We start from the raw sequence: 24,018 nt of genomic DNA, 5'->3' as shown, positions 1-24,018 counted from the left end.
GGTACAAGACCCGGGGCAATTCGGGCATTTGCGGAGGGACGTAGAATGGCTGACTATCGAGTACCATCGCCGCTGGCGCGCGAGGCCATGGCCTATGTGCTGGCCGGAGGACGCGGCACGCGCCTGATGGAGCTGACCGACCGACGCGCCAAGCCGGCCGTGTATTTCGGCGGCAAGGCGCGCATCATCGACTTTGCGCTCAGCAATGCCATCAATTCGGGCATTCGCCGCATTTCGGTGGCCACCCAGTATCAGGCGCATAGCCTGATCCGCCACCTGTCACGCGGCTGGAACTTCCTGCGGCAGGAGCGCAACGAGAGCTTTGACGTGCTGCCCGCTTCGCAGCGTGTGGCCGAGGACATGTGGTATGCCGGCACGGCCGATGCCGTGTACCAGAACATGGACATTATCGAGGATTACGGCGCGCGCTATATCGTGATCCTCGCGGGCGACCACATCTACAAGATGGACTATGAAATCATGCTGCGGCAGCACGTCGATACGGGCGCCGACGTGACCATCGGCTGTCTGGAAGTGCCGCGCATGGAGGCCACCGGCTTTGGCGTGATGCATGTGGACGGCCGCGACCGGGTGGTGGATTTCGTCGAAAAGCCCAAGGACCCACCGGGCATCCCTGACAGGCCGGACATGGCGCTGGCCTCGATGGGCATCTACGTGTTCGAGACGCGCTTCCTGATGGAACAGCTGCGCCGCGACGCCGCTACCGAAGGCTCGAGCCGTGACTTCGGCAAGGACATCATTCCCTATATCGTCAAGAACGGCACGGCCTGGGCGCACCGGTTCAACCGCTCCTGCGTGCGTTCGAGCAACGAGAAAATCAGCTACTGGCGCGATGTCGGTACGGTGGACGCTTATTGGAAGGCCAATATCGACCTCACCGACATCAACCCTCAGCTCGACCTCTACGATCGCGACTGGCCGATCTGGACCTATGCGGAAATCACCCCGCCAGCCAAGTTCGTCCATGATTTCGACGGACGGCGCGGCTCGGCGGTCAATTCGCTGGTGTCGGGCGACTGCATCATTTCGGGCGGCCATCTGCAGCGCACGCTGCTTTCCACCGGCAGCAGGGTGCATTCCTATTCGGTGCTCGAGGAAGCGGTGGTGCTGCCCTATTGCGACATCGGGCGCAATGCGCGGCTGAAGAAGGTCGTCATCGATCGCGGCGTTTCGATCCCGGAAGGGCTCGTCGTGGGCGAGGATCCGGAATTCGACGCAAAATGGTTCCGGCGGACCGACGAGGGCGTGACGCTCGTTACCCAATCCATGATCAACAAGTATCTGGCGGATCGATGATCGAAGTTCTTTCGGTCGCCTCCGAGGTCTACCCGCTCATCAAGACGGGGGGCCTGGCCGACGTGGCCGGCGCCCTGCCGGCGGCGCTGGCAGAATCCGGCGTGACCATGCGCACGCTGGTGCCGGGTTATCCAGCCGTGCTGGGCAAGCTGACCGGCGGGCGTGAAGTGGCAGTGCTGAGCGATCTCTTCGGCGTGCCAGCGCGTCTGGTTGCGGGGCGGGTCGAAGGCCTCGACCTCATCGTGCTCGATGCCCCGGCGCTCTATGACCGGCCCGGCAATCCCTATATGGGCCCGGAGGGCTGGGACTGGCCGGACAACTGGAAGCGCTTCGCGGCGCTGAGCTGGGTGGCCTCCGAGCTGGGCCTTGGCCTCGTGGACGGCTATCGTCCGCAGGTCATCCATGCCCATGACTGGCAGGCGGGCCTGGTGCCGGCCTATGTGAAATTCGGTCCGTCCTCGACCATCAAGACGGTCATGACCGTGCACAACATGGCCTTCCAGGGCACGTTCGGCGCGGAAATCTTTGCACAATTGCGGTTGCCGGCGCATGCCTTCTCGGTGGAAGGCGTCGAATATTACGGCGGGGTCGGCTATCTCAAGGCGGGCGTCGAATGCGCCGATGTGGTGACGACGGTGTCACCCACCTATGCCGCGGAAATCCGCACGCCAGATTTCGGCATGGGGCTCGAGGGCCTGCTCAACAATCGGTCGGAAACCGTGCATGGCGTGCTCAACGGCATCGACATGGATGCCTGGAACCCCGCCAGCGATCCGGCTTTGGTTCACAACTACACGGCCGGCACCATGCAAGGCCGCATCGCCAACAAGCGCGCGGTGCAGGAGGCGTTTGGCCTCGAACCATCGGACGGCCCGCTGTTTTCGGTGGTGAGCCGGCTGACCTGGCAAAAAGGGATCGACCTTCTGGTCGCCAATATCGAAATGCTGGTGGCGGCGGGCGCACAGCTCGCCGTGCTGGGGTCGGGCGATGCGGCGCTGGAAAATGCTGTGCGGGCCGCGACCCAGGCGCATCCGGGCCGGGTGGGCCTGGTGACCGGTTACAACGAAACGCTCAGCCATCTGGTGCAGGGCGGGGCCGACGTGATGGTGGTGCCATCACGCTTCGAGCCCTGCGGCCTGACCCAGCTCTATGCCCTGCGCTATGGCTGTATTCCGCTGGTGAGCCGCGTCGGTGGGCTCAATGACACTGTCATCGACGCCAATGTGGCGGCCCTGCAGGCCGAGGTGGCGACGGGCGTGCAATTTGCCCCGCCCACCGAGGGCGCGCTGGCCGATGCGCTGAGGCGCACACTGGCCCTCTATGCGGACGAAAAAACCTGGAAGAAAATGCAGCGGCGCGGGATGAAGTCGGATGTGAGCTGGGCCACCAGCGCCGCCCGCTATGCCGAGCTCTATGCCTCCTTGATCGGATATTCGACAGATGATGCCCAAGACGATTAAGACCACGCCCTATACCGACCAGAAGCCCGGTACATCGGGGCTGCGCAAGCGCGTCACCGTCTATAGCCAGCCCAACTACGTCGAGAACTACATCCAGTCGATCTTCGACAGCCTGGAAGGATTTGCCGGCGAGACGCTGGTGATCGGCGGCGACGGGCGCTTCTACAATGATGTCGCCATCCAGAAGGCGATCCGCATTGCGGCGGCCAATGGTTTCGGCAAGGTGCTGGTGGGGCAGGGTGGCATTCTCTCGACGCCTGCCGCCAGCCATGTCATCCGCCACTACAGGGCCTTTGGTGGCCTCGTGCTGTCGGCCAGCCATAATCCTGGCGGGCCGGAGGGCGATTTCGGCATCAAGTATAATATCGGCAATGGCGGGCCGGCGCCGGAAAAAATCACCGATGCAGTGTTTGCGCGGAGCAAGGTGATCGACAGCTACAAGACGCTGGAGACGCCCGATATCGATCTGAACACTGTCGGCACGCAGCAGGTCGGCGACATGGTGGTCGAGGTTATCGACCCGGTGGCCGACTATGCGGCGCTGATGCAGACGCTGTTCGATTTCGACGCGATCCGTGCGATGTTCGCCGGTGGCTTCCGCATGACCTTTGATGCGATGAGCGCCGTGACCGGGCCCTATGCGCATGCGATCCTCGAAGGGATGCTGGGCGCGCCCAAGGGAACAGTGATCAACGGTACGCCGTCGCCGACCTTCAATGACGGTCATCCCGACCCGAACCTGGTCTATTGCAAGGACATGCATGACCTGCTGATGACGCCGGAAGGTCCCGATTTCGGTGCGGCTTCGGATGGTGACGGGGACCGCAACCTGATTATCGGCAAGAACCGGTTTGTGACGCCATCGGACTCGCTGGCCCTGCTGGCGGCCAATGCGCATCTGGCGCCGGGCTACAAGGCGGGCATTGCAGGCATTGCCCGCTCCATGCCGACCAGCGCCGCGGCGGACAGGGTGGCAGAAAAGCTCGGCATCGAAATGCACGAGACGCCGACCGGCTGGAAATTCTTCGGAAACCTGCTCGATGCCGGGCGCGTCACCATCTGCGGCGAGGAAAGCGCCGGCACGGGCTCGAACCATGTGCGCGAAAAGGACGGGCTTTGGGCCGTGCTGCTCTGGCTCAACATCCTGGCGGTGCGCAAGGAGGGTGTGGACCAGATCGTGCGCGAGCACTGGAAGACCTATGGCCGCAACTATTATACGCGGCATGACTATGAAGAGGTCGACGCTGGTATCGCCAATACACTGGTCGATGACCTGCGCGCGAAACTGCCGTCGCTGCAAGGCAAGGTGTTTGCCGACGACCTGCAGGTCGCCTATGCCGACGACTTCACCTACCACGATCCGGTCGACGGCTCGACCAGCGCGAAGCAGGGGATCCGCATCGGCTTTACCGATGGCTCGCGAATAGTCCTCAGGCTCTCCGGAACCGGCACGGTGGGGGCCACGTTGCGCCTCTACCTTGAACGCTATGAGGCCGCCGATGGACGCCATGATCTCGACACCCAGCTTGCCCTCGAACCCCTTATCGGGATCGCCGAACAGCTGGCAGGGATCAGGGCCCGCACCGGGCGGACCGAACCCAGCGTCATTACCTAGATCGGCCCTCTCCATGGAACCAAAGCTGGTGCCCCAAGCCGGGCGCACGGAAAACCTCGGCGCGACCATTACCCCGGAAGGCGTGAACTTCGCCGTCTATTCGGAAAGCGCGACCCAGATCTGGGTCTGCCTGTTCAACGAACAGGACGAGGAGGTCGGGCGGTTCGAGCTGGATGTCCGGGCGGACAATATCCATGCCGGGCTGATCGCCAATATCGGTGCCGGGGCGCGCTATGGCCTGCGGGCCGACGGGCCCTATGATCCGGACCAGGGCCTGTTCTTCGATCCGCACAAGCTGCTGGTCGACCCCTATGCGCGGCATCTGGACCGTGTCTTTGTGCGCTCGCCGCGGCTGCGGCTGGGACGCGAGGAAGCGGTGGACACCGCGCCGCTGGTGCCTAAGGCCATTGTGCGCGGGGTGACGGATGAGAAGGCGGCGCCGCGGCGCAAGAAGGTGCCGAACCTGTTCTACGAACTCAATGTGCGCGGCTTCACCATGCGCCATCCCAGCGTGCAGGGTCCGCTGCGCGGCACGGTGGCGGCGCTGACGACGCGGCGCGTCATCGATCATTTCAAGCATCTGGGCGTGGATACGGTGCAGCTGATGCCGACCGCCGCCTGGATCGACGAGGGGCACCTGCCGGCTTTGGGACTGACCAATGCCTGGGGCTACAACCCGGTGGCCTATTTCGCGGTCGATCCGCGCCTTGTGCCGCGCGGCCCGCAGGAATTGCGGGTGATGACCGATGCCTATCGCAAGGCCGGCATCTCGGTGATCCTCGACGTGGTCTACAACCATACCGGCGAGGGCGATCAGCAGGGTCCGATCCTCTCGATGATGGGGCTCGATCCGCAAACCTATTACCGCTGGGTCGAAGTCGATGGCAAAAAGCATCTGGTCAACGATACCGGCACCGGCAATACGCTGCGCTGTGATCACCCGGCCGTGCAGCGGCTGGTGATCGAGAGCCTCCGCTATTATGTGGAAGAACTCGGCGTGGCGGGCTTCCGCTTTGACCTCGCCACTATCCTGGGCCGCGATCCGGCATTCAATCCGGAAGCGGAGATGCTCAAGAAGATCAAGGCCGATCCGGTGTTGAGCAAGGTAATCCTGGTGGCCGAGCCCTGGGATCCGGGTCCGGGCGGTTATGCCGTGGGCAAGTTCGGGCAGGAGTTCCAGGAGCACAACGACACCTATCGCGACGAAATCCGCGCCTTCTGGAAGGGCGAGAATGGCAAGATCGGCGCACTGGCCGGCAAGGTTTCCGGCTCGGCCGAAATCTTCGACGTGGCGGGTCGCAAGCCGCATCACGGCGTCAACATGCTGGCCGTCCATGACGGGTTCACCCTGCGCGATCTCGTGACCTATCACGACAAGCACAACGAGGCGAACGGCGAGAACAACAAGGACGGCCACAACAACAACCAGTCCTGGAACTGTGGTGTCGAAGGCGAGACCGAGGACGAGCACATCAATGCCGCTCGCAAGCGTGACGTCAGGGCCATGCTGGCCACGCTGTTCCTGTCGCGCGGCACGCCGCTGATCCAGCAGGGCGACGAGATGTATCGGACCCAGCAGGGCAACAACAATGCCTATGCCCAGGACAATGAGATCACCTGGCTCGACTGGGAAGGCGCCGATGGCGCACTCGTGGATTACGTGGCGGCCGTCAATGCTTTCCGCAAGGCGCATCCGGCGGTCAGCCATGACCATTGGCTCACCGGGCAGGATCGCAACGGCGTGCGCGACGCGGTGTGGCTGCATCCCGATGGTCGCGAGATGAACGAGGGCGACTGGAACGACAGCGCCGCCTCGGTGCTCGGCCTCCACCTGCGGCACAAGGAGGACGAAGTCCTCGTCTGGTTCAACCGGCGGATCGATCCGGCTGTGGCGCGGCTGCCCGAGGGTGGCTGGGCCGTAGGCGTCCAGTCCGATCCGGGTGAGCCGGTGCCGCTGACCGAGAGTACGGCGACCTTGCCGCCGCGATCGGTGGTGGCGCTGGTCCGGCCCAAGGCGACGGAATGATCATCGCCCAGATCAGCGATATTCACGCCGATGGCTCGGAGCGGGCCATCGAGCGGCTGGATAGAGTGCTGGACTGGCTGAAGCCGCTGCGACCTGACGCGCTTGTCGTCAGTGGAGACCTCTGCGAAGCGGATTTCGAGGGTGAGTATCAACGGGTCAGGGCAAGGCTCGAACGGCTTGGGGCGCCCTATTTTGTTGTGCCAGGCAATGTCGATGACCACGTCGAGATGCGCCGGGCCTTTGGCGATCGGTTCGGCTGGATGTCGGACCGGCCCCTGAACTGCGAGGGCGTCGTCCAGGGTGTAAGGGTGATTGGCCTCGACGTGACAGTGGCGGGCGCCGATCACGGCGATGCCGCGCCGGTGGTCGATTGGCTGGCCAGGCAGCTGGCGGGACCGCCGATGCCGACGCTGATCTTCCAGCATCAGCATCCGTTCCCCACGGCGATTACCGGCAAGGATCGCAATATTTGCTTCAATGGCGAGAGGCTCGCCGCTGCCATCGAGGCTGCCGGCGATGTGGTGATCGGGTTTACCTGCGGGCATGTGCATCGCCCGCTCTTCACCAGCTTTGCCGGGCGGCAGGCGACGATGGCTCCTTCGATCAAGAAGGCCAACCGGCTGCGGCTGGATGACAAGGACAGCGAAGCGGTCGAGCCGCCGGGCCTGCTGATCCACCACATCAAGGATGGGCGTCTGGTCAGTCATGTGGTGATGGTCGACTGACTGGCCTGCTAGGCCAGGACCCGCGGAAGGGCAGCGAAGGCTTCTTCGACCAGATCGGCAATAGGGCGCCTGCCGCCTTCGGCGCGCCAGGCATCGAGTGTCACCCGGCTTATGCCAATCGACAGCATGGCCACCAGGCGCAAGTCCAGATCGCTTTCTTTCGGCCAGCGCGCCCTCAGGGCTTCGTAGACCAGGGTCTCCTCGGCGATATAGCTGGCGCGCTTGCGCGACTGAACCACCTCGCTCGCGAGCATGAGCTCATCGATGGCCGTCAAGGCTTCGAGTGAAAAGCTGCGCGCGGTCCGCAGCATAGTCCGCCACACGGTTTCGAGTGGCTTGCCCGGCGCGGTATCAGCGGCCAGCGCCAATACCAACTGCTCGCCAAAGCCCTTGTGGGTGGAGAGCAGAATGTCGTCCTTGGACTTGAAATAGTGAAAGAAGGTGCGGCGCGATATGCCCGCATCTGCGGCGATAGCGTCGAGCGTCGTCGCCTCATAGCCTTGTTTGGCAAAGAGTTTCAGAGCGCTGTCGGTGATGCGCCGCAGCGTATCCTGCCGTTTTTGCTCCCTCACACCGATCATTGCATCGCCAGACACGACCTGCCTCTTGAAATTATGCACTGAGTGCAATATTTAGATTGCACGAGTGCAAATTTAGAGGCCGAGAGAGCAATGGGCAAGTGGAGCGTGGCGGATATTCCTCCGCAGGATGGACGCGTGGCGGTGGTGACCGGCACCGGTGGGTTGGGCTTTGAGGACGCATTGGCGTTGGCGCGTGCCGGGGCCGACGTCATCGTGGCGGGGCGCAATGCGCAAAAGGGGGCGGAGGCCGTGCGGCAGATCAGGAGCGCAGTGCCGGCGGGGCGCGTGACGTTCCAGGCGCTGGACCTGGCTAGTTTGAAGTCGATTGCGGACTTCGTGGCGCGGGTGAGCCAATCGCACGACAAGGTCGACATCCTCATCAACAATGCCGGGGTGATGGTACCGCCGACCCGGCAGGAGACCGAGGATGGGTTCGAGCTGCAGCTGGGGACCAACTACCTGGGTCACTTTGCGTTGACGGCCGGCCTGTTGCCGCTGCTGCGCCGAGGCAGGGATGCCCGGGTGGTAAGCCTCTCCAGCGTCGCGGCTCGTGACGGGCAGATGCATTTCGAGGACCTGCAGTTCAAGGCCAACTACGTGCCGATGAAGGCCTATGGCCAATCGAAGATCGCCTGCCTGATGTTCGCGCTGGAATTGCAGAGGCGCAGTGAGGCAGCGGGCTGGGGTATCAGCAGCCTCGCAGCGCATCCGGGCGTTTCGCGAACGGACCTCCTGCACAATGCGCCGGGGAAGATGAGCATCCAGGGGCTGGCGCGGACCTATCTCTGGTTTTTGTTCCAGCCAGCGGCGCAGGGTGCACTGCCAACGCTATATGCGGCAACGGCGCCGGAGGCACAGGGCGGTCGATACTACGGCCCCGACGGGATGAGCGAGATCCGTGGCTATCCCAAGCTGGCGCGCATTCCGCCGCAGGCGCTCGATACAGATGTTGCGAAACGGCTGTGGGATGTGTCGGAAGAGCTGACGGGCGCGCGGTTTGCGTAAGGGCATCCCTTCCCTGCTGTCGCCCCTGCTTTCGCCGGGGCGACAGCGGGAAGGGGCGGTCCTACTCGGCGGCCTGGGCGGTGAAGCCGCCGTGCTTTTCGATGAAGCTGATGATCTGATCGAGGCTCTCGCGGCGCAGCAGGTCGGTGAAGACATAGGGCCGGCCTTCGCGCACCCTTTGCGTATCGCTTTCCATGACCTCGAGGCTGGCGCCCACATAGGGTGCCAGATCGGTATGGGTGATGACGAGGAGGTCGGAGCGGGAAATGGCAGGCCCGCCCTTGCGCGGCACTTTTTCACCCTGGGCGACTGAAATCACATAAATGGTCAGGTCCGCAAGGTCCGGGGAAAAGGTGGCGGCCAGGTTGTCGCCACCGCTCTCGATCAGGATGATGTCGAGATCGGGGAATTTCTGGTTAAGGCCATCAATGGCAGCGAGGTTGAGCGAGGCGTCCTCACGAATGGCCGTGTGCGGGCAGCCGCCGGTTTCGACGCCGACAATGCGGTCCTCGGAAATGGCCTGCACGCGCGAGAGGATCAGCGCGTCTTCCTGGGTGTAGATGTCATTGGTGACCACGGCCATGGAATAGCGCTCGCGCATGGCCTTGAGCAGCATTTCGCAAAGCGTCGTCTTGCCTGAGCCGACGGGCCCGCCAATACCGATACGCAGGGGACCATTGAGGCTCTTGGGCATGATGGATGTCCTTTGCGTTAGATGAAGCGCAGATAGATGAGAACAAGAAAGCCGATGCCGAGGAAGAGGCAAAGCGGCGAATAGACCCTGCGGTCGTTGAGGCGGAAGTTGGGCTCGGGTGTCATTTCGGCCCACCATGGCGTGTAGCCGATGATGCCGCGCGCCAGGAAAACCGCGGCGAGGGCTAGACCCACGAGGTTGAGCTGCCAGCCGCCGCTGTCATGATCGGCCAGGGCGAGGGCAAAGCAGCCGGCGGCGAAAGTGGCGATGGATACCGCGAGCGAGGCCAGTTTGGGCGGCATGCGGTCGATGTCCTTGAAGCCCACCACCGTCTGGGCCAGGAGTTTTTCATTGCGGATCGGCCAAGTTCGGCCGAAGGCCCACATCAGGTGGGCGATGGACACGGCAAACAGGCCAATGAACATGAAGGACGCGAAGAGCATGTTCATGACCGGAAAATCCTCGTTGTCAGGGTTTCGTGCTGCATCTGTGCAATATCTGCGCCATAGGCCACGCCGCCAATATCGTCCAGTGCGGCATTGAGGCACAGATCAGCCATTTGAGCGATCTGTGGCTCAAGCGCGGCCATGATGGCAAGGCCATCGCCCTGGCCGATTGGCACCAGGCGTACCGCAACCGAGACCTGGCTGTGCACCGTGGCGGTGAGGAAGGCAGTGAGCGTATCGCGCCGATCGATGGCATGTGCTCCCGCGAGTGCGCCGACGGCAATTGGATAGGGGCAAGGTTTGGGGAGGGTCAGCGGGGTTTCGGTGGGCCAGGCGGTGCTGGCCAGGACGAAGGCGTTGCCGGTGACCACAGTTTCCGCGTGGCGCTCTCGTGCCGGGGTGAGGGCCATGCAGAGGTCGGCCAGTTCGGCAAGCCGGGACGCATCGGCGTAGCCCGCATGCGCGTGGGCGAGCAGGATGGCATCAGTGCGCAGGCCTCCATGGGCGAGCGTGCCGGAGATCCAGTCCTGCGTCGTGGCGCGATCAGTGACACCCCCGCCGGCGATGGCGGTTTCTAGGCCCGCGGACCATGCGAAAGCCCCCACGGGAAAGGCCGGGGAGAGCCAGGTCAGCAGCTTTTGCAGGTTGGCGCTCATTTGCGGGCAATGAGGGCGTGGCCGCCGTCGCCATGGGAATGGCCGTGATAGGCGCCATGTTCGGCAAAGAAGGGTTCGGACACATTGGTCACTGACGCACCAAGGCCCTCGAGCATGGTCTTGAGGACGTGGTCGCGCTTGATGAGGATGCGTCCCTGTTCAAGCTGGGCCGGCGTGTGGCGATTGCCGATATGCCAGGCGAGGCGGAGCAGATGGCCAGCATCTTTCGCCCGGATTTCGTAGAGCAATTCCTCGGCGGCCAGGATGGTCACGAGGTCACCATTGTCGAGCTCGAGCGCTCCATTGTGGTCGAGCGTGATGGTGGAGGGGAAATCCACCATGATCTCGGTGCCCTTGGCGCTGGTGAGCAGCTTGCGGCGCAGGCGGCGCTCGTCATGGGCGAGGGTGATGGTGTCGATGACCGGACCGGTGCCCTGATTGGCGGCAAGGTGGGCTTTGGCGTGACGCATGGATGACTAACTAACCGTATTGAAGAAGCGGACGATGAGGAAAAGCTGGTAGCCGATATGGGCGGCCACGATGGACAGGTGAATGTTGCGGCTGGCACTTCGCCAGGCCAGGACGCAAAGCGCAAGGCCTATGGGGACCTGGAGGAAGTAGCTCCAGTCGAAGCGGCTCCAGTGGTTCTGTCCCTTGATCAGGGTATCGACGGTATCGAGGGCAAAGGTGGACGCGAGAAGGCCGAAGAACCAGTGCCGGCGCTTGAGGAAGAAATCTTCGTAGCCGGAATATTCGGAAATATTGTCCGGGGAGAGCATGGCCGCCATCAGGAACAACGTGATGGCATAGGCCATGATGAACAGGACGAGTCCGAAACTCCAGAACTCGATGCGGTGAAGGGCAAATTCCCACCACCAGAACAGAACCAGTTCCAGCAGCATCGAGCCGACCCACAGGAGGTGGAGCACCGACACCTTGCTGCGATTGGGATGTTGGATAATGCCAGCAACCGTCATGAGAAGCCGCGTGATGGCGAGGCCAATCACTGTGCCCATGACGATACGAACGTGCGGGAAAAGCTCTGCTGCCGGCGATGGATCCATCGCGGTCAGGGCGTATTGCTGGCTTCGGTGCAGGTAACGAGGGGTTCGGCATCCTCGCCCGCCGTCAGGTCGCCGAGGGTCGCCTCGCCCTGATGGCTCCACCATTCATAGGGGCCGGCCACATAGCGGGCGCCGGATCCCGAAACGGTCGTGGCAAAAACCATGGCTTCGCCATCAACGGGGACGATGGCGAGGAAGTTGGGGGCGGCGTTGATGTATTGAACGCGCAGGGTCTGCTCGTCGTCGCACTGATAGAGCACAATGTTGCGCTCGATATTGCCGTCGCTTTCGAGGGTGATGGTGAGGCTGGCCGTCGTCGCAGGGGCCGTCGCAAGAGGGGTGGATGGTTCCGGGGTCTGGGCCGAGGCCAGACCGACAGTGGCAACAGCGAATGCGACGGCAGCGGAGATGCGGAGCGAGATCATGACAGTCCTCAGGTCTGGTGCAGCGATTTGCATGGCCATCAGGGCAAACAATCATGGCGATTGGTCGATCTGGCAAGCTTTCGCATGCAGGTTTCGGTTGATTTGAGCGTCAAGGTGCTCTCAGCACAAACAGATGGCCGTCGATGGGGTAGCCCTGTTCCTGCCTGATGACGTGCGGCGCGTCCGCGACGGTGTCCAGATCGAAGCGGCGCGTCTGCGTGGCGATATAGGCGGGCGAATGCGCAAAGCGGCCGCTGGCGCGGATCTCGATGTCCGCCGCATCAGTGGTTTCGATGGAGAATGCGATCAGCCCGCCGGATGCAAGGCGATTGCGCATGGCGGGGAGCACGGCGTCGAGGTCGCCCATGTAGATAAAGACATCGGCTGCGGTGATGAGGCCATAGGGCCCGGCAAAGCCGGGGTCCGATGCCATGACGGAGACGCAGTCGCCCACTGCCAGAGTGCGGTAGAGGCCAGTCGCATGCGCCTTCTCGATCATGTTGGGTGCAAGGTCGATGCCATCGATCGCAAGGGGTCTCGATGCGAGCGCCCTGGCCACGAGACCAGTGCCGCAACCCAGATCGAGGGCGGCAGTGCCCGGGATCGCGCAGGTGGAGAGCATGGCAGCGAGGGCTTCGGGAACACCATAGCCGAGCGTCCCCGTCAGATGCTCGTCGAAGTAGCCCGCATAGTTGTCGAATAGATGCGTGACATAGTCCTGATGCGGCGCCCCTTTTTGGGTGAGGGCCGACACGAAGTGGTTGGCGAGCCGGTTGTCGGGCTGTTTCCGCAAGACCTTGCGCAGGGTTTTGAGCGCGTCTGACTGCCGGCCTTGATTGAGCAGCGCGTCAACGAGGTCCATCATCAGCTCGGGATCATCAGGGCGGATGGCGAGGGCGCGGCGGAAAGCCTTCTCGGCCTCGGCATTGCGGCGGAGGGCAAGCAAGGCCTTGCCCCGGAGCTGCAGGCGGCCTGACGTCACCGGGCCGATGGAAACCGCACGATCGAAGCAGTCAGCGGCGATTCCGGCTGCCCCAGTCTGCATGGCGACCCGCCCCATCAGCTCATGCGCTTCGGCCAGCCCCGGCGCCAGCCGCACCAGTGCGACGCTGCGCGGGGCGGCATCCTTCCACTTGCCGTTGGCCACAAGCTGCTGCACTTCGGCCAGCAGTTCGCGGGCCCTCAGCGCGGTCACGGGATCGGATGGAAAGCCTCTTTGCACGCGACCCTGTCCCCCAGGAATGACACCAGGGGGACTATCTGCATCAGGACGGATTCAGACAAATGACGACGGCGTGAGGCGACGTGTGCCGCTAGAACAGGAAGTACCGCTGCGCCATGGGAAGAACCGTGGCGGGTTCGCAGGTGAGCAATTCGCCGTCGGCACGCACTTCATAGGTTTCGGGGTGCACGTCGATTTTGGGCGTCGCGGTATTGAGCTTCATGGCCGCCTTGCCGATGCCGCCACGTGTGTTCGATACCGGCAGCAGTTGCTTGTCGACGCCGAGGCGGTTGCGGAGGCCGGCATCGTGGGCGGCCTGGGAGATGAAGACCACCGAAGAGCGGCTGACCAGCTTGCCATGGGCCGCGAACATGGGGCGATAGTGCATAGGCTGGGGCGTGGGGATCGAAGCATTGGGATCGCCCATGGGGGCGGCGGCAATTGAGCCACCGAGCAGCACCATTTCCGGCTTCACGCCGAAAAAGGCGGGGTTCCAGAGCACGAGATCGGCGCGCTTGCCCACTTCCACCGATCCGATGTGCTGGCTCATGCCGTGGGCGATGGCGGGGTTGATGGTGTATTTGGCGATGTAGCGGCGGACGCGGAAGTTGTCGTTGTCGCCGGTTTCGTCAGCGAGGCGCCCGCGCTGGCGCTTCATCTTGTCGGCGGTCTGCCAGGTGCGGATCAGCACTTCGCCAACGCGGCCCATGGCCTGGCTGTCGGACGAAATGACCGAGAGCGCGCCCATGTCGTGCAGGATGTCCTCGGCGGCGATGGTCTCCTTGCGGATGCGGCTTTCGGCGAAAGCAACGTCCTCGGGGATGGACTGGTCGAGGTGATGACAGACCATGAGCATGTCGAGATGCTCGGCAATGGTGTTGACCGTATAGGGGCGGGTCGGATTGGTCGAAGAGGGAATGACATTGGGCAGGCCCGCGACCTTCAAAATGTCCGGGGCGTGACCACCCCCGGCGCCTTCGGTGTGGAAGGCATGGATGGTGCGGCCCTTGAAGGCGCCGACGGTGTCCTCGACGAAGCCGCTCTCATTGAGCGTATCGGTATGGATCATCACCTGCACGTCGAAGGCATCGGCAACCGAAAGGCAGTTGTCGATGGTGGCGGGCGTGGTGCCCCAGTCCTCGTGGAGCTTGAGGCAGGAGGCGCCTGCGAGGATCATTTCCTCGAGCGGGGCCGGCAGGGCGGCATTGCCCTTGCCTGCGAGCGCCAGGTTCATCGGGAAGGCATCGAAGCTCTCGATCATGCGCTCGATATGCCAGGCGCCGGTGCAGGTGGTGGCCAGCGTGCCATGGGCGGGGCCGGAGCCGCCGCCAAGCATGGTGGTGACGCCGCTCATCAGCGCTTCCTCGATCTGCTGAGGGCAGATGAAGTGGATATGGGCGTCCATGCCGCCCGCGGTGATGATCTTGCCCTCGCCGGCAATGGCCTCGGTCGAGGGCCCGATGATGATGTCGACGCCGGGCTGGGTGTCGGGATTGCCGGCCTTGCCGATGCCGGCGATGACCCCGTTCCTGAGGCCGATATCGGCCTTGTAAATGCCGGTATGATCGACGATCAGCGCATTGGTGATGACGGTGTCGACGGCGCCCTCGGCGCGGGTCCGCTGGGACTGGCCCATGCCGTCGCGGATGACCTTGCCACCGCCGAACTTCACCTCTTCCCCATAGGTGGTGAAGTCCTTCTCCACCTCGATGAAGAGCTCGGTATCGGCGAGGCGGATACGGTCACCAGTGGTGGGGCCGTACATATCGGCGTAGGTGGCGCGTGAAATCCGTGCTGGCATGGTCGGTCCCGTAATTGCCCGGGACAAAGGCTTCCCGGAGTGACTGTATCTGTCGCAACCGGGCTGGCAAGGGCCCGGAGCGCGGCGGCGTGCCGTCCGCGCTCCGGCAGGATCAGTGCCGAGGGCGGGACTGGCGGAAGACAGCGATGGCGCGGTCGATGAACTGGTCCACCAGCTGTTCGCCCGCTGCCACGTCGGCATCGTTACGCTGGGTCGCAGCGACCAGCGAAACGGCCAGAAGCTGGACGGCAAAGGCCTGCTTGTCCTTGCCATCCTTGTAGAGCTGGTTGCCGCCCTTCTGGAAGGAGGCGAGCAGCTCGTTGTACCGGGCGGCGTCGAGTGCCTTTTTCACGGCCACCCAGTTCTTCTGACCAAGTTTTTCTGCCAGGTCAGATGCCAAACTGCCAATCAGAAGCACCGCCTCGGGGTCGCTCTTGCCCTCATCCTGCAGATCCGAGATCACGGAAACGAGGCGTTGCTTGAAGGTGGCTTCCTTGGAAGGCTCGATGGTCATTGGTGCGGTCCTGGATTTCAGTCCCGCCCTTTAACCAGCTTTCGCCCCGCTGCGCCATGGCCGGCGGGCCGAAATGCCAAGGCTTCAGATGTCTCCCATGATCAATTGGCGGAAACCGAAAATGCGACGCGCGCCGGCTATGGGTACAAGCCGGACTTCGCGGGTCTGCCCGGGCTCGAAGCGCACTGCCGTGCCGGCGGCGATGTCCAGCCGCATGCCGCGCGCCTTGTCGCGATCGAAGCGGAGGCCGGCATTGGTTTCGTAAAAGTGGTAGTGCGAGCCGACCTGGATAGGGCGGTCGCCGGTATTGGCGACCTCGATGGTGAGAACCGGTGCGCCGGCGTTGAGCTCGATGTCGCCCTTGGCGGGGAGGACTTCTCCGGGGATCATGATGTCTCTTCAGCCTCCAATGGCCAGATAGATGCCGCCGAGCGCCGTGAGCCCGCCAGCGACGCGCGCCACGGCCTGGCCACCGAAGCGACCGAGCAGCAGACCAATGCCGATTCCGGCCGCATGGAGCGCTGCTGTGGCGAGGATGAACCCAATTGCGAATTCCCAGGCGCCAGCCTCACCCAGTTCGCCACCATGGGCGTGACCATGGAAGAAGGCGAAAAACCCGACCAGGGCCGCCACTGCGGCAGTGGGGATCGGCAGGGCCAGAGCAATGGCAATGCCGATGAAGATGACCGAGGCCAGGATGACCGGCTCGACAAAGGGCAGTGGCATGCCGAAGATGGCGGCGGCGAAGCCCAGGCCCATCGTGCCGACGAAGGCAGCCGGCACAACCCACAAGGCGCGTCCGCCCTGGGTAGCGGCCCAGAGCCCCACTGCCACCATGGCCAGGATGTGATCGAGCCCGAAGAAGGGGTGGCTGAAACCGGCGGCAAGGGAGCCATGCTCGGCCGGGTCGAGATGGGCAAAAGCCGGCATCGTTGCTGCCAGGGTAATCGCCATTGTGATCAGGCTGCGCTTGAGCATCGGGGTCCTCGTTATCGAATGGGCTGGTGGACGGTGACCAGCTTGGTGCCGTCCGGGAAAGTGGCTTCGACCTGTACGTCATGAATCATTTCGGCAATGCCTTCCATGACCTGGTCGCGGGTGATGACATGGGCCCCGGCTTCCATCAGCTCGGCAACGGGGCGGCCGTCACGGGCGCCCTCTACGACGAAATCGGTGATCAGGGCGATGGCCTCGGGGTGGTTCAGCTTGACGCCGCGTTCGAGGCGACGGCGCGCCACCATGGCGGCCATGGAAATGAGCAGCTTGTCTTTTTCGCGGGGGGTGAGGTTCATCGCTCGGTCCTAGAGATGCCAGAGGCGCGGCAGGCTGCCGGCGCCGGTCAGTTCGATCAAAACTGGTACAATCAATCGCCGCAAGGCAAGCCCAGTTGGCGCCATGGCGCGGATAACGAGCCGCTCGCCATTGGCGCTGGCGGCAATTGGCGCGTCGAGCGGCAGAATGGACCTCAGGTTGGCGCAAAAGGCTACAGCCCTGTCTGTGGTCGCGGCCACATGGAGTACGGTCGCGAAGGCGCGATTGCCGGCCAGGAGCGAGAGGCCCACGCGCTCGGAGGGATCGGCTTCAAGGCGAGTTGCTTCGGCATGGACGAGCCGGCCATTGCGTCGAATGCGCCAATTGTCCCGGAGCAGAGCATCGGCGGCATCCTCGCCCATCGCGTCCCGTCCCAGAAGCACGGATTCTATGGCAGTCAGGGTTGCGCCCTCTTCGAGATCGGCTTCCAGCATGCGATTGAGCATGCTCGCGGCGAAGAGAATGGTCTCCTGCGGGAGCCAATCGAGATGAGCGCCCTTGCCGACGCGCAAATGCGTATGGACCTGGGCGAAGTCGCCCGTCGAGCGGTAGCTGCGTTCGCAGGCCTGTGTCGTGAGGATCAGATGCCCCCCGTCGGCAACGTCGGCGCTCCATTGGAGGTGGTCACCCCCGGTGATGCCCCCGGCAGTGTTGATGAGCACAGCTTCGAGGCTCCTAGAGTGCGTGTTTGGCAAGCGGATCTTGCCGCAACCCTCCTGAAAAAGCGTGTCGAGGCGGGTGCGATCCGGGCCCTGCTTGGTCGCAATACGGCCAGTGCCGCGAGCCCGCTGCAGGAGGGGCGCCACCGATGTCGTCGTCCGCGGAAAATTCAATGCAACGATCCTGCCGCTATGCCGTTATTCGGGAGAGCAAACGCTCTTTTCAGAGAAGCTTTTCAAGAGGTTATACAAAAATGACCATTAAATCCGCACTTTCCGTCGTTGCCCTCGCCGCCGGCCTTGCTGCCACCCCCGTGTTCGCACAGGGCATGATGATCGGTAGCCAGACCGTTGCCGAGGCCGACGTCGAGATCGTCAAGGCTCGTTGTGTCGAGCTGCAGACCGCTGCTGACACCGGTTCTTCCGAGAGCGACGTTGAAACGGCCAATGTCGAATCGGATGAGCCGGAATCGGTTACTGAAGGCGAGCCCAACTTCGAAGACGAAGCCAATGATGACACCGACGACCAGGCTTCTACGCTTGATCTCGAAGTCGTCACCCTTGAGGACTGCGAGGCCGGTGGCTGGTTCGATATGTAATCGGATCACATCCGTCTCCAAAGGCGCCTGGCTTCGGTCGGGCGCTTTTTATTTGCCTAAACCATCAGGTGACGACGAACGCCGGGCAGGTCGAGATCGCTGGCTGGGCCCGCATGCATGATTTCCCCACGATCCATGACATAGATGTCGTCGGAAATTTCGCGGCAGAAATCGAGGAACTGCTCGACAAGAAGGATGGTCATGCCTTTTTCGTCGCGCAGGAATTGGAGGGCGCGGCCGATATCCTTGATGATCGAGGGCTGGATGCCCTCGGTCGGCTCGTCGAGGACCAGAACCTTGGGTCGGGTGACCAGCGCACGCCCGATTGCGAGCTGTTGCTGCTGGCCACCCGAGAGATCGCCGCCCCGGCGGCCCAACATGGATTTGAGCACCGGGAACAGCGCGAAAATGTAGGGCGGAATATTGCGCTCGGAGCGCGGAAGGCCGGCATAGCCGGTTTCGAGGTTTTCCTTGACCGTGAGGAGCGGGAAAATTTCCCGGCCTTGGGGCACGTAGCCAATACCCATGCGGGCGCGCTTGTAGGGCGGGCTGCGCCTGAGGACGTCGTCGCCGAAAGTGATATTCCCGGCGGAGATGTGGTTGATGCCCGTTATGGCGCGGAGCGTCGAGGATTTGCCCACGCCGTTGCGTCCCAGAACGGCGGTAATGCGTCCCGGCTGGCAGGATATGGAAATGCCTTTGAGCGCCTGGGCGGCTCCGTAATGCAGGTCGATGGCATTGATGGTGAGCGCGGCAGACATGGCTACCTCCCCAGATAACGTTCGATGACGACAGGATTGGCGCTGACCTGTTCGAGTGAACCCTCGGCCAGCACCGATCCCTCGGCCAGGCAGATGACCCGCGAGCCGAGGTCGCGCACGAAGCTCATGTCGTGTTCGACGACGACGACTGAGCGGGTTCTGGCGATTTCCCGCAGCAGTTTGGCGGTCTCCTCGGTCTCGCTGTCGGTCATGCCGGCGACGGGTTCGTCGACGAGCAGAAGCTTCGGATCCTGTGCAAGCAGCATGCCAATTTCGAGCCACTGCTTCTGGCCATGGCTGAGATTGGCGGCGAGCTCATCCATTCGAGGAAGGAGGCGCACGGTTTCGAGGATTTCGGTGATGCGGGCAATGTCGGCGTCGCTGGCGGTGTAGAACAGCGTGTTGAAAATGCCGCGGGGCTTTTTCAGCGCCATTTCGAGATTGTCCCAGACCGTGTGGCTCTCGAAGACGGTGGGTTTCTGAAACTTGCGGCCAATGCCAAGATTGGCGATGGCGGCTTCGTCCAGCTTGGTGAGGTCAGTACGGCCATCGAACAGGACCTGGCCTGCATCGGGACTGGTCTTGCCGGTGATGATGTCCATCATCGTGGTCTTGCCCGCGCCATTGGGGCCGATAATGGCCAGCATTTCGGCAGGCTTGACGATGATCGACAGGTTGTTGATGGCCTTGAAGCCGTCGAAGGCAACCGAGACGCCGTCGAGATAGAGCATGGTGTCGGTGGCTGTGCTCATGGCTCCTACTCCGCCGGTTTGGGTTGGGTGTCGTCGCCGAAGGTGGCGGGATCTCCGCCGCGCTCGATGTCCACAGAACGGGTCGGCGTGGGCAGGGGTGGCGGCGGTGTTTCGCCGGTTTCACGGGCACGGCGCAGGCCGCGGAATTGTGCCCAGAGGCCGACAATGCCTTTTGGCAGGAAGAGGGTGGTGAAGATGAAGAGGGCGCCCAGGGCGAAGAGCCAGAATTCGGGGAAGGTGGTGGTGAACCAGGATTTGCCCAGGTTGACGACGATGGCGCCAATGATCGGCCCGATCAGCGTGCCACGACCACCTACGGCCGCCCAGATCACGACCTCGATGGAATTGCCCGGCTCAAATTCGCTGGGGTTGATGATGCCGACCTGGGGCACATAGAGCGCACCGGCGATGCCGGCCATGATGGCCGAGACGGTGAAGGCGAAGAGTTTCACGTATTCAACGCGATAGCCGAGGAAGCGGGTGCGGCTTTCGGCGTCGCGGACGGCGACCATGACCTTGCCGAGCTTGGAATTGACGATCATAGAGCAGATGAGCACCGAGGCTGCCAGGGCAAGGGCGGTGGCGGAGAAGAGGGCGGCGCGGGTGGTCTGCGCCTGGACCGGGGCGCCCAGGATATCCTTGAAGTCGGTGAGGCCGTTATTGCCGCCAAAGCCCATGTCGTTGCGGAAAAAGGCCAGGAGCAGGGCGAAGGTCATCGCCTGGGTGATGATCGAGAGATAGACGCCGGTGACGCGGCTGCGGAACGCGAAGAAGCCGAAGACGAAGGCGAGCAGGCCGGGGACGAAGACCACCATGGCCATGGCGAACCAGAAATTGTCGAAGCCCAGCCAGTACCAGGGCAGTTCCTTCCAGTTCAGGAAGACCATGAAGTCGGGCAGGACCGGGTTGCCATAGACGCCGCGGGTGCCGATCTGGCGCATGAGATACATGCCCATGGCATAGCCGCCGAGCGCGAAGAAGGCGCCGTGGCCGAGCGAGAGGATGCCGCAATAGCCCCAGACGAGATCGAGCGCGAGCGCCAGGATGGCATAGGCCAGATACTTGCCCATCAGCGAAACGAGATAGGTCGGGACGTGGCCGAACTGCCCCGGCGGGATCAGGAGGTTGGCCATGGGCACGAGAATGGCCACGGCGAGGAAGATGCCGATCACCCAGATGGCCTTCTTGTCGAGCGCGCGGAACAGGGCTTGGGTCAGCATGCGATGTCTCCGGAAGTCAGGGTGTGGACCAGGGAAGCGGTCATTGTTCCACCGCCCTTCCCTTGAGGGCGAAGAGGCCCCGCGGACGTCGCTGGATGAAGAGGATGATGAGGACGAGGATAAGGATCTTGCCGAGTACGGCGCCGGCATAGGGTTCGAGGAACTTGTTGGCGACGCCCAGGGTCAGGGCGCCGACCAGCGTGCCCCAGAGATTGCCGACGCCGCCGAAGACCACGACCATGAAGCTGTCGATGATGTAGTTCTGCCCGAGGTTGGGGGAGATGTTGTCGATCTGCGTGAGGGCAACACCGGCGAGGCCGGCAATGCCCGAGCCAAGGCCGAAGGTCATGGCGTCGACGAAGGGGGTGCGGATGCCCATGGAAGAGGCCATGCGACGGTTCTGTGTCACGGCGCGCATCTGCAGGCCCAGCGGGGTGCGATTGAGCACCAGCAGCAGCATGAAGAAGACGATCAGCGCGAAAATGACGATCCAGAAGCGCCCGTAGGTAATTGAAAGACCGTAAAATTCGGTCGATCCGGCCATCCAGGAGGGGGCGATGACCATCTGGTTGGTGGGGCCGAAGATGGAACGCACGGTCTGCTGCAGGATCAGCGACAGGCCCCAGGTGGCGAGCAGGGTTTCGAGCGGACGGCCATAGAGCCAGCGGATGATGCCGCGCTCGATGCCAACGCCGATGGCGCCGGTGACGAGGAAGGCGCAGGGCAAGGCGATGAGCAGGGAATAGTCGATCAGGCCGGGGAAATTGTTGCGGATGATCAACTGCACGAGGAAGGTGGTATAGGCGCCGAGCATGACCATTTCGCCATGGGCCATGTTGATGACGCCCATGACGCCGAAGGTGATGGCCAGGCCGATGGCAGCCAACAACAGCACCGAACCCAGCGAGACGCCGAACCACACATTCTGCAGGGCACCCCAGACGGCGCGTTCCTGTTCGAGCCCGGCAATGGCCGAAGCGATGGTGGCCTGCAGTTCTTCGGGCGCGTCGGTGCGGGCGGCGGTGAGAATGGTGATGGCGTTGCGGCTGGCGCCCGAGGCGATCAGCGGCACGGCGGCCTGACGGTCTTCGAGGCTTTGCTCGGTGTCGCGGAAGATGGTGACGGCGCGGGCCGTTTCCATGGCCTTGCGGACCGTGGCGTCGGTTTCGGCGGCGATGGCTTCGTCGAGCAGCGGTATATTGGCCGGGTCGGGGCTGGCGAGAAAGCCATTGGCGGCGGTGAGGCGCGTGGCGGGATTGTCGCTCATCAGCGTCATGCCGGCGAGGGCAGCGGCAATGTCGCGGCGGAGGCCGTTGTTGACACGAATTTTCGCCAGGTCGGCATCGGCGCCGAGTTCTACGGTCTCGCCGGTCAGTGGCTCGACATGGTTTGAACCGCGCTCGATGATGACGGCGCCAGAGGCCTCATCGACGTAGAGATTGCCCTCGCCAAGGGCGGTAAGGACCGGAACCACGGAAGGGTCGCCGGTGCCGGCGAGGGTGGTGACGAGATCACCGAGCTCGCGGAGGCTGGCCTCGCCCATGGCGGCGATGGAGGCGGGGATATCCACCGGCGTTTCCTGGCTCAGGGCCTGGAGGGGCTGGATGAACAGAAGCGAGAGCAAACACAGGACCAGGCGGAGAGCGCGAAGGGTCAGCATGGCGGGTGGTCCTTGTGCATTGGTCGGAGAATTGGCGGGCGGTAGAACCCCACCCGGCGTCCCCCTGCAAGAGGGGGAGGGGTAGATCGTGGGTGTGGCGGGGCCGGTGCGGACCCCGCCAGCTCGACTTACTGGGCGACGGTGCCGCCGCAGGTCTTGGTTTCGGTGTTGTAGTTGCCGCACATGGTCGGGGCGGTCCAATCGGCCTCGAGCATCTTGCTTTCGGGCAGGAAGTCGGACCATGCGTCGCCCGGAACCACGTCTTCGGTTTCCCAGACCACGAAGAACTGGCCGTCGTCCTGGATTTCACCGATCAGCACGGGCTTGGTGACGTGGTGGTTGGGGAGCATCTTGGCGATGCCGCCGGTCAGGTTCGGGGTCTCGAGGCCGACGATGGCATCGATGACGGCATCGGCGTCGGTGGTGCCGGCCTTTTCGACAGCAGCAACCCAGAGGTTGAAGCCGATCAGGTGGGCTTCCATCGGGTCATTGGTGACTCGGTCTTCCGAACCGATGAACGACTGCCAATCAGCGATGAAGGCTTCGTTTTCGGGGGTTTCGACGGACATGAAGTAGTTCCAGGCGGCAAGGTGGCCGACCAGCGGGGTGGTGTCGAAGCCGGAGAGTTCTTCTTCGCCGACCGAGAAGGCGACGACCGGGATGTCTTCAGCCAGAACGCCCTGGTTGCCCAGTTCACGGTAGAACGGCACGTTGGCGTCGCCGTTGATGGTCGAGACCACGGCGGTCTTCTTGCCTTCCGAACCGAAGGCCTTGATGTCGGAGACGATGGTCTGCCAATCGGAATGACCGAAGGGCGTGTAGTTGATCATGATGTCTTCGGCGGCCACACCCTTGTCGAGCAGGTACTGTTCAAGGATCTTGTTGGTGGTCTGCGGATACACATAGTCGGTACCGGCGAGCACCCAGCGTTCCACGCCTTCTTCTTCTGCGAGGTAGTCGACAGCCGGGATAGCCTGCTGGTTGGGCGAGGCGCCGGTGTAGAAGACGTTGCGTTGGGATTCTTCGCCTTCGTACTGGACGGGGTAGAAGAGCAGCGAGTTGAGTTCTTCAAAGACTGGCAGCACGGACTTGCGGCACACCGAAGTCCAGCAACCGAACACGGCATCGACCTGGTCGACTTCGATCAACTGGCGGGCGAGTTCGGCGGCCAGCGGCCAGTCCGAAGCAATGTCGACCACGACGGGTTCGAGTTGCTTGCCCAGGACGCCGCCCTTGGCATTCTGCTGTTCGATGAGGAACAGCATGGTGTCCTTGAGCGTGGTTTCCGAAATCGCCATCGTGCCCGAGAGCGAGTGGAGGATGCCCACCTTGATGGTTTCGTCCTGTGCAACGGCCGGGAAGGCCGACAGGGTAACGCTGCCGGCGAGAGTCGCGGCGAGCAGAGCGCGCTTGGCGCCGTGAATATTCATTTGATTGTCCCTCTAGAACTGTTGAGCCCCGAAGACACCGTTTGGGAGGCGTCTAGGGGCACACTGGGACAGCTT

26 protein-coding genes are annotated in these 24,018 nt (G+C 63.1%); 7 read left to right on the top strand and 19 right to left on the bottom strand.

Annotated features, from left to right (window positions below; translation table 11 throughout):
• Positions 1–45: 45 nt before the first annotated feature.
• The 5 genes from glgC to MQW79_RS06250 are packed head-to-tail and all read left to right on the top strand — an operon-like array spanning position 46 to position 7,143.
• On the top strand, positions 46–1,317 hold the full coding sequence (glgC, locus tag MQW79_RS06270) for a glucose-1-phosphate adenylyltransferase (protein WP_476587483.1): 1,272 nt from the start codon (positions 46–48) through the stop codon (positions 1,315–1,317).
• Complete coding sequence (gene glgA / locus MQW79_RS06265) at positions 1,317–2,777, top strand: glycogen synthase GlgA (RefSeq protein WP_476588192.1); 1,461 nt, start codon at positions 1,317–1,319, stop codon at positions 2,775–2,777. Before glgC ends, glgA begins: the two co-directional genes overlap by 1 nt.
• Positions 2,758–4,392 carry an alpha-D-glucose phosphate-specific phosphoglucomutase gene (locus tag MQW79_RS06260; RefSeq protein WP_476587482.1) on the top strand — a complete coding sequence of 545 codons (1,635 nt, stop codon included), beginning with the start codon at positions 2,758–2,760 and terminating at the stop codon, positions 4,390–4,392. The genes glgA and MQW79_RS06260 overlap by 20 nt, the downstream gene beginning before the upstream one ends.
• Before the next feature lie 13 nt (positions 4,393–4,405).
• Positions 4,406–6,418 (top strand): glycogen debranching protein GlgX, encoded by a 2,013-nt coding sequence (glgX, locus tag MQW79_RS06255; RefSeq protein WP_476587481.1) that lies wholly within the window; start codon positions 4,406–4,408, stop codon positions 6,416–6,418.
• Positions 6,415–7,143 carry a metallophosphoesterase gene (locus tag MQW79_RS06250; protein ID WP_476587480.1) on the top strand — a complete coding sequence of 243 codons (729 nt, stop codon included), beginning with the start codon at positions 6,415–6,417 and terminating at the stop codon, positions 7,141–7,143. Before glgX ends, MQW79_RS06250 begins: the two co-directional genes overlap by 4 nt.
• A gap of 8 nt (positions 7,144–7,151) precedes the next feature.
• On the opposite strand, the gene MQW79_RS06245 is transcribed toward MQW79_RS06250, so the two are convergent.
• Positions 7,152–7,739, bottom strand: coding sequence for a TetR/AcrR family transcriptional regulator (locus MQW79_RS06245; RefSeq protein WP_476587478.1), 588 nt, complete (start codon positions 7,737–7,739; stop codon positions 7,152–7,154).
• A 75-nt stretch (positions 7,740–7,814) separates the two neighbouring features.
• Between MQW79_RS06245 and MQW79_RS06240 the strand changes: the two genes are divergently transcribed.
• Entirely contained in the window at positions 7,815–8,729 is a 915-nt protein-coding gene (locus MQW79_RS06240) for an SDR family oxidoreductase (protein WP_476587476.1), read from the top strand.
• A 61-nt stretch (positions 8,730–8,790) separates the two neighbouring features.
• Here MQW79_RS06240 and ureG read toward each other — a convergent pair whose 3' ends face one another.
• The 13 genes from ureG to MQW79_RS06175 form a co-directional block, all read right to left on the bottom strand.
• Positions 8,791–9,423, bottom strand: a complete 633-nt coding sequence (ureG, locus tag MQW79_RS06235; protein WP_476587475.1) for an urease accessory protein UreG — start codon at positions 9,421–9,423, stop codon at positions 8,791–8,793.
• A 17-nt stretch (positions 9,424–9,440) separates the two neighbouring features.
• Positions 9,441–9,872 (bottom strand): DUF3995 domain-containing protein, encoded by a 432-nt coding sequence (locus MQW79_RS06230; RefSeq protein WP_476587474.1) that lies wholly within the window; start codon positions 9,870–9,872, stop codon positions 9,441–9,443.
• Positions 9,869–10,525 carry an urease accessory protein UreF gene (locus MQW79_RS06225; RefSeq protein WP_476587473.1) on the bottom strand — a complete coding sequence of 219 codons (657 nt, stop codon included), beginning with the start codon at positions 10,523–10,525 and terminating at the stop codon, positions 9,869–9,871. The genes MQW79_RS06230 and MQW79_RS06225 overlap by 4 nt, the downstream gene beginning before the upstream one ends.
• On the bottom strand, positions 10,522–10,995 hold the full coding sequence (locus tag MQW79_RS06220) for an urease accessory protein UreE (protein ID WP_476587472.1): 474 nt from the start codon (positions 10,993–10,995) through the stop codon (positions 10,522–10,524). The genes MQW79_RS06225 and MQW79_RS06220 overlap by 4 nt, the downstream gene beginning before the upstream one ends.
• A gap of 6 nt (positions 10,996–11,001) precedes the next feature.
• On the bottom strand, positions 11,002–11,541 hold the full coding sequence (locus tag MQW79_RS06215) for a hypothetical protein (protein ID WP_476587471.1): 540 nt from the start codon (positions 11,539–11,541) through the stop codon (positions 11,002–11,004).
• A gap of 53 nt (positions 11,542–11,594) precedes the next feature.
• The gene (locus tag MQW79_RS06210) at positions 11,595–12,053 is read right to left on the bottom strand and encodes an MliC family protein (RefSeq protein ID WP_476587470.1); all 459 of its coding nucleotides are present in this window, start codon (positions 12,051–12,053) and stop codon (positions 11,595–11,597) included.
• Between the two features lie 70 nt (positions 12,054–12,123).
• Positions 12,124–13,236: a class I SAM-dependent DNA methyltransferase gene (locus MQW79_RS06205; protein ID WP_476587468.1), complete on the bottom strand. Its 1,113-nt coding sequence runs from the start codon at positions 13,234–13,236 to the stop codon at positions 12,124–12,126.
• A 91-nt stretch (positions 13,237–13,327) separates the two neighbouring features.
• A complete protein-coding gene (gene ureC / locus MQW79_RS06200; RefSeq protein WP_476587467.1) occupies positions 13,328–15,037 on the bottom strand; it encodes an urease subunit alpha in 1,710 nt (569 codons plus the stop codon).
• 112 nt (positions 15,038–15,149) lie between these two features.
• The gene (locus MQW79_RS06195; protein ID WP_476587466.1) at positions 15,150–15,551 is read right to left on the bottom strand and encodes a hypothetical protein; all 402 of its coding nucleotides are present in this window, start codon (positions 15,549–15,551) and stop codon (positions 15,150–15,152) included.
• 84 nt (positions 15,552–15,635) lie between these two features.
• Positions 15,636–15,941, bottom strand: coding sequence for an urease subunit beta (locus MQW79_RS06190; RefSeq protein ID WP_476587465.1), 306 nt, complete (start codon positions 15,939–15,941; stop codon positions 15,636–15,638).
• Between the two features lie 9 nt (positions 15,942–15,950).
• Positions 15,951–16,529, bottom strand: coding sequence for a HupE/UreJ family protein (locus tag MQW79_RS06185; RefSeq protein WP_476587463.1), 579 nt, complete (start codon positions 16,527–16,529; stop codon positions 15,951–15,953).
• Between the two features lie 11 nt (positions 16,530–16,540).
• Positions 16,541–16,843 (bottom strand): urease subunit gamma, encoded by a 303-nt coding sequence (locus tag MQW79_RS06180; protein WP_476587462.1) that lies wholly within the window; start codon positions 16,841–16,843, stop codon positions 16,541–16,543.
• 9 nt (positions 16,844–16,852) lie between these two features.
• Complete coding sequence (locus tag MQW79_RS06175; RefSeq protein WP_476587461.1) at positions 16,853–17,695, bottom strand: urease accessory protein UreD; 843 nt, start codon at positions 17,693–17,695, stop codon at positions 16,853–16,855.
• 80 nt (positions 17,696–17,775) lie between these two features.
• On the opposite strand from MQW79_RS06175, the gene MQW79_RS06170 reads away from it, so the two are divergent.
• Positions 17,776–18,120, top strand: a complete 345-nt coding sequence (locus MQW79_RS06170) for a hypothetical protein (protein ID WP_476587459.1) — start codon at positions 17,776–17,778, stop codon at positions 18,118–18,120.
• A 56-nt stretch (positions 18,121–18,176) separates the two neighbouring features.
• Here the strand turns inward: MQW79_RS06170 and urtE are convergent, their stop codons facing one another.
• The 5 genes from urtE to urtA form a co-directional block, all read right to left on the bottom strand.
• Positions 18,177–18,881: an urea ABC transporter ATP-binding subunit UrtE gene (gene urtE / locus MQW79_RS06165; RefSeq protein WP_476587458.1), complete on the bottom strand. Its 705-nt coding sequence runs from the start codon at positions 18,879–18,881 to the stop codon at positions 18,177–18,179.
• Between the two features lie 2 nt (positions 18,882–18,883).
• Positions 18,884–19,633: an urea ABC transporter ATP-binding protein UrtD gene (gene urtD / locus MQW79_RS06160; protein WP_476587456.1), complete on the bottom strand. Its 750-nt coding sequence runs from the start codon at positions 19,631–19,633 to the stop codon at positions 18,884–18,886.
• A 5-nt stretch (positions 19,634–19,638) separates the two neighbouring features.
• The gene (gene urtC, locus MQW79_RS06155) at positions 19,639–20,853 is read right to left on the bottom strand and encodes an urea ABC transporter permease subunit UrtC (protein WP_476587455.1); all 1,215 of its coding nucleotides are present in this window, start codon (positions 20,851–20,853) and stop codon (positions 19,639–19,641) included.
• Between the two features lie 40 nt (positions 20,854–20,893).
• Positions 20,894–22,513 carry an urea ABC transporter permease subunit UrtB gene (gene urtB / locus MQW79_RS06150; protein WP_476587453.1) on the bottom strand — a complete coding sequence of 540 codons (1,620 nt, stop codon included), beginning with the start codon at positions 22,511–22,513 and terminating at the stop codon, positions 20,894–20,896.
• 128 nt (positions 22,514–22,641) lie between these two features.
• Positions 22,642–23,943, bottom strand: coding sequence for an urea ABC transporter substrate-binding protein (urtA, locus tag MQW79_RS06145; protein WP_476587452.1), 1,302 nt, complete (start codon positions 23,941–23,943; stop codon positions 22,642–22,644).
• Positions 23,944–24,018: the final 75 nt, after the last annotated feature.

It is taken from the genome of Devosia sp. Micro-HW1 (genome assembly GCF_056341075.1).
This window is presented reverse-complemented; position numbering and strand designations above follow the sequence as displayed.

Coding starts and splice junctions, on each gene's coding strand:
- glgC (WP_476587483.1), top strand. CDS start 46: ATGGCTGACTATCGAGTACCATCGCCGCTGGCGCGCGAGGCCATGGCC.
- MQW79_RS06260 (WP_476587482.1), top strand. CDS start 2,758: ATGATGCCCAAGACGATTAAGACCACGCCCTATACCGACCAGAAGCCC.
- glgX (WP_476587481.1), top strand. CDS start 4,406: ATGGAACCAAAGCTGGTGCCCCAAGCCGGGCGCACGGAAAACCTCGGC.
- MQW79_RS06250 (WP_476587480.1), top strand. CDS start 6,415: ATGATCATCGCCCAGATCAGCGATATTCACGCCGATGGCTCGGAGCGG.
- MQW79_RS06240 (WP_476587476.1), top strand. CDS start 7,815: ATGGGCAAGTGGAGCGTGGCGGATATTCCTCCGCAGGATGGACGCGTG.
- ureG (WP_476587475.1), bottom strand. CDS start 9,423: ATGCCCAAGAGCCTCAATGGTCCCCTGCGTATCGGTATTGGCGGGCCC.
- MQW79_RS06230 (WP_476587474.1), bottom strand. CDS start 9,872: ATGAACATGCTCTTCGCGTCCTTCATGTTCATTGGCCTGTTTGCCGTG.
- MQW79_RS06225 (WP_476587473.1), bottom strand. CDS start 10,525: ATGAGCGCCAACCTGCAAAAGCTGCTGACCTGGCTCTCCCCGGCCTTT.
- MQW79_RS06220 (WP_476587472.1), bottom strand. CDS start 10,995: ATGCGTCACGCCAAAGCCCACCTTGCCGCCAATCAGGGCACCGGTCCG.
- MQW79_RS06215 (WP_476587471.1), bottom strand. CDS start 11,541: ATGGGCACAGTGATTGGCCTCGCCATCACGCGGCTTCTCATGACGGTT.
- MQW79_RS06210 (WP_476587470.1), bottom strand. CDS start 12,053: ATGGCCATGCAAATCGCTGCACCAGACCTGAGGACTGTCATGATCTCG.
- ureC (WP_476587467.1), bottom strand. CDS start 15,037: ATGCCAGCACGGATTTCACGCGCCACCTACGCCGATATGTACGGCCCC.
- MQW79_RS06195 (WP_476587466.1), bottom strand. CDS start 15,551: ATGACCATCGAGCCTTCCAAGGAAGCCACCTTCAAGCAACGCCTCGTT.
- MQW79_RS06190 (WP_476587465.1), bottom strand. CDS start 15,941: ATGATCCCCGGAGAAGTCCTCCCCGCCAAGGGCGACATCGAGCTCAAC.
- MQW79_RS06185 (WP_476587463.1), bottom strand. CDS start 16,529: ATGCTCAAGCGCAGCCTGATCACAATGGCGATTACCCTGGCAGCAACG.
- MQW79_RS06180 (WP_476587462.1), bottom strand. CDS start 16,843: ATGAACCTCACCCCCCGCGAAAAAGACAAGCTGCTCATTTCCATGGCC.
- MQW79_RS06170 (WP_476587459.1), top strand. CDS start 17,776: ATGACCATTAAATCCGCACTTTCCGTCGTTGCCCTCGCCGCCGGCCTT.
- urtE (WP_476587458.1), bottom strand. CDS start 18,881: ATGTCTGCCGCGCTCACCATCAATGCCATCGACCTGCATTACGGAGCC.
- urtD (WP_476587456.1), bottom strand. CDS start 19,633: ATGAGCACAGCCACCGACACCATGCTCTATCTCGACGGCGTCTCGGTT.
- urtC (WP_476587455.1), bottom strand. CDS start 20,853: ATGCTGACCCAAGCCCTGTTCCGCGCGCTCGACAAGAAGGCCATCTGG.
- urtB (WP_476587453.1), bottom strand. CDS start 22,513: ATGCTGACCCTTCGCGCTCTCCGCCTGGTCCTGTGTTTGCTCTCGCTT.
- urtA (WP_476587452.1), bottom strand. CDS start 23,943: ATGAATATTCACGGCGCCAAGCGCGCTCTGCTCGCCGCGACTCTCGCC.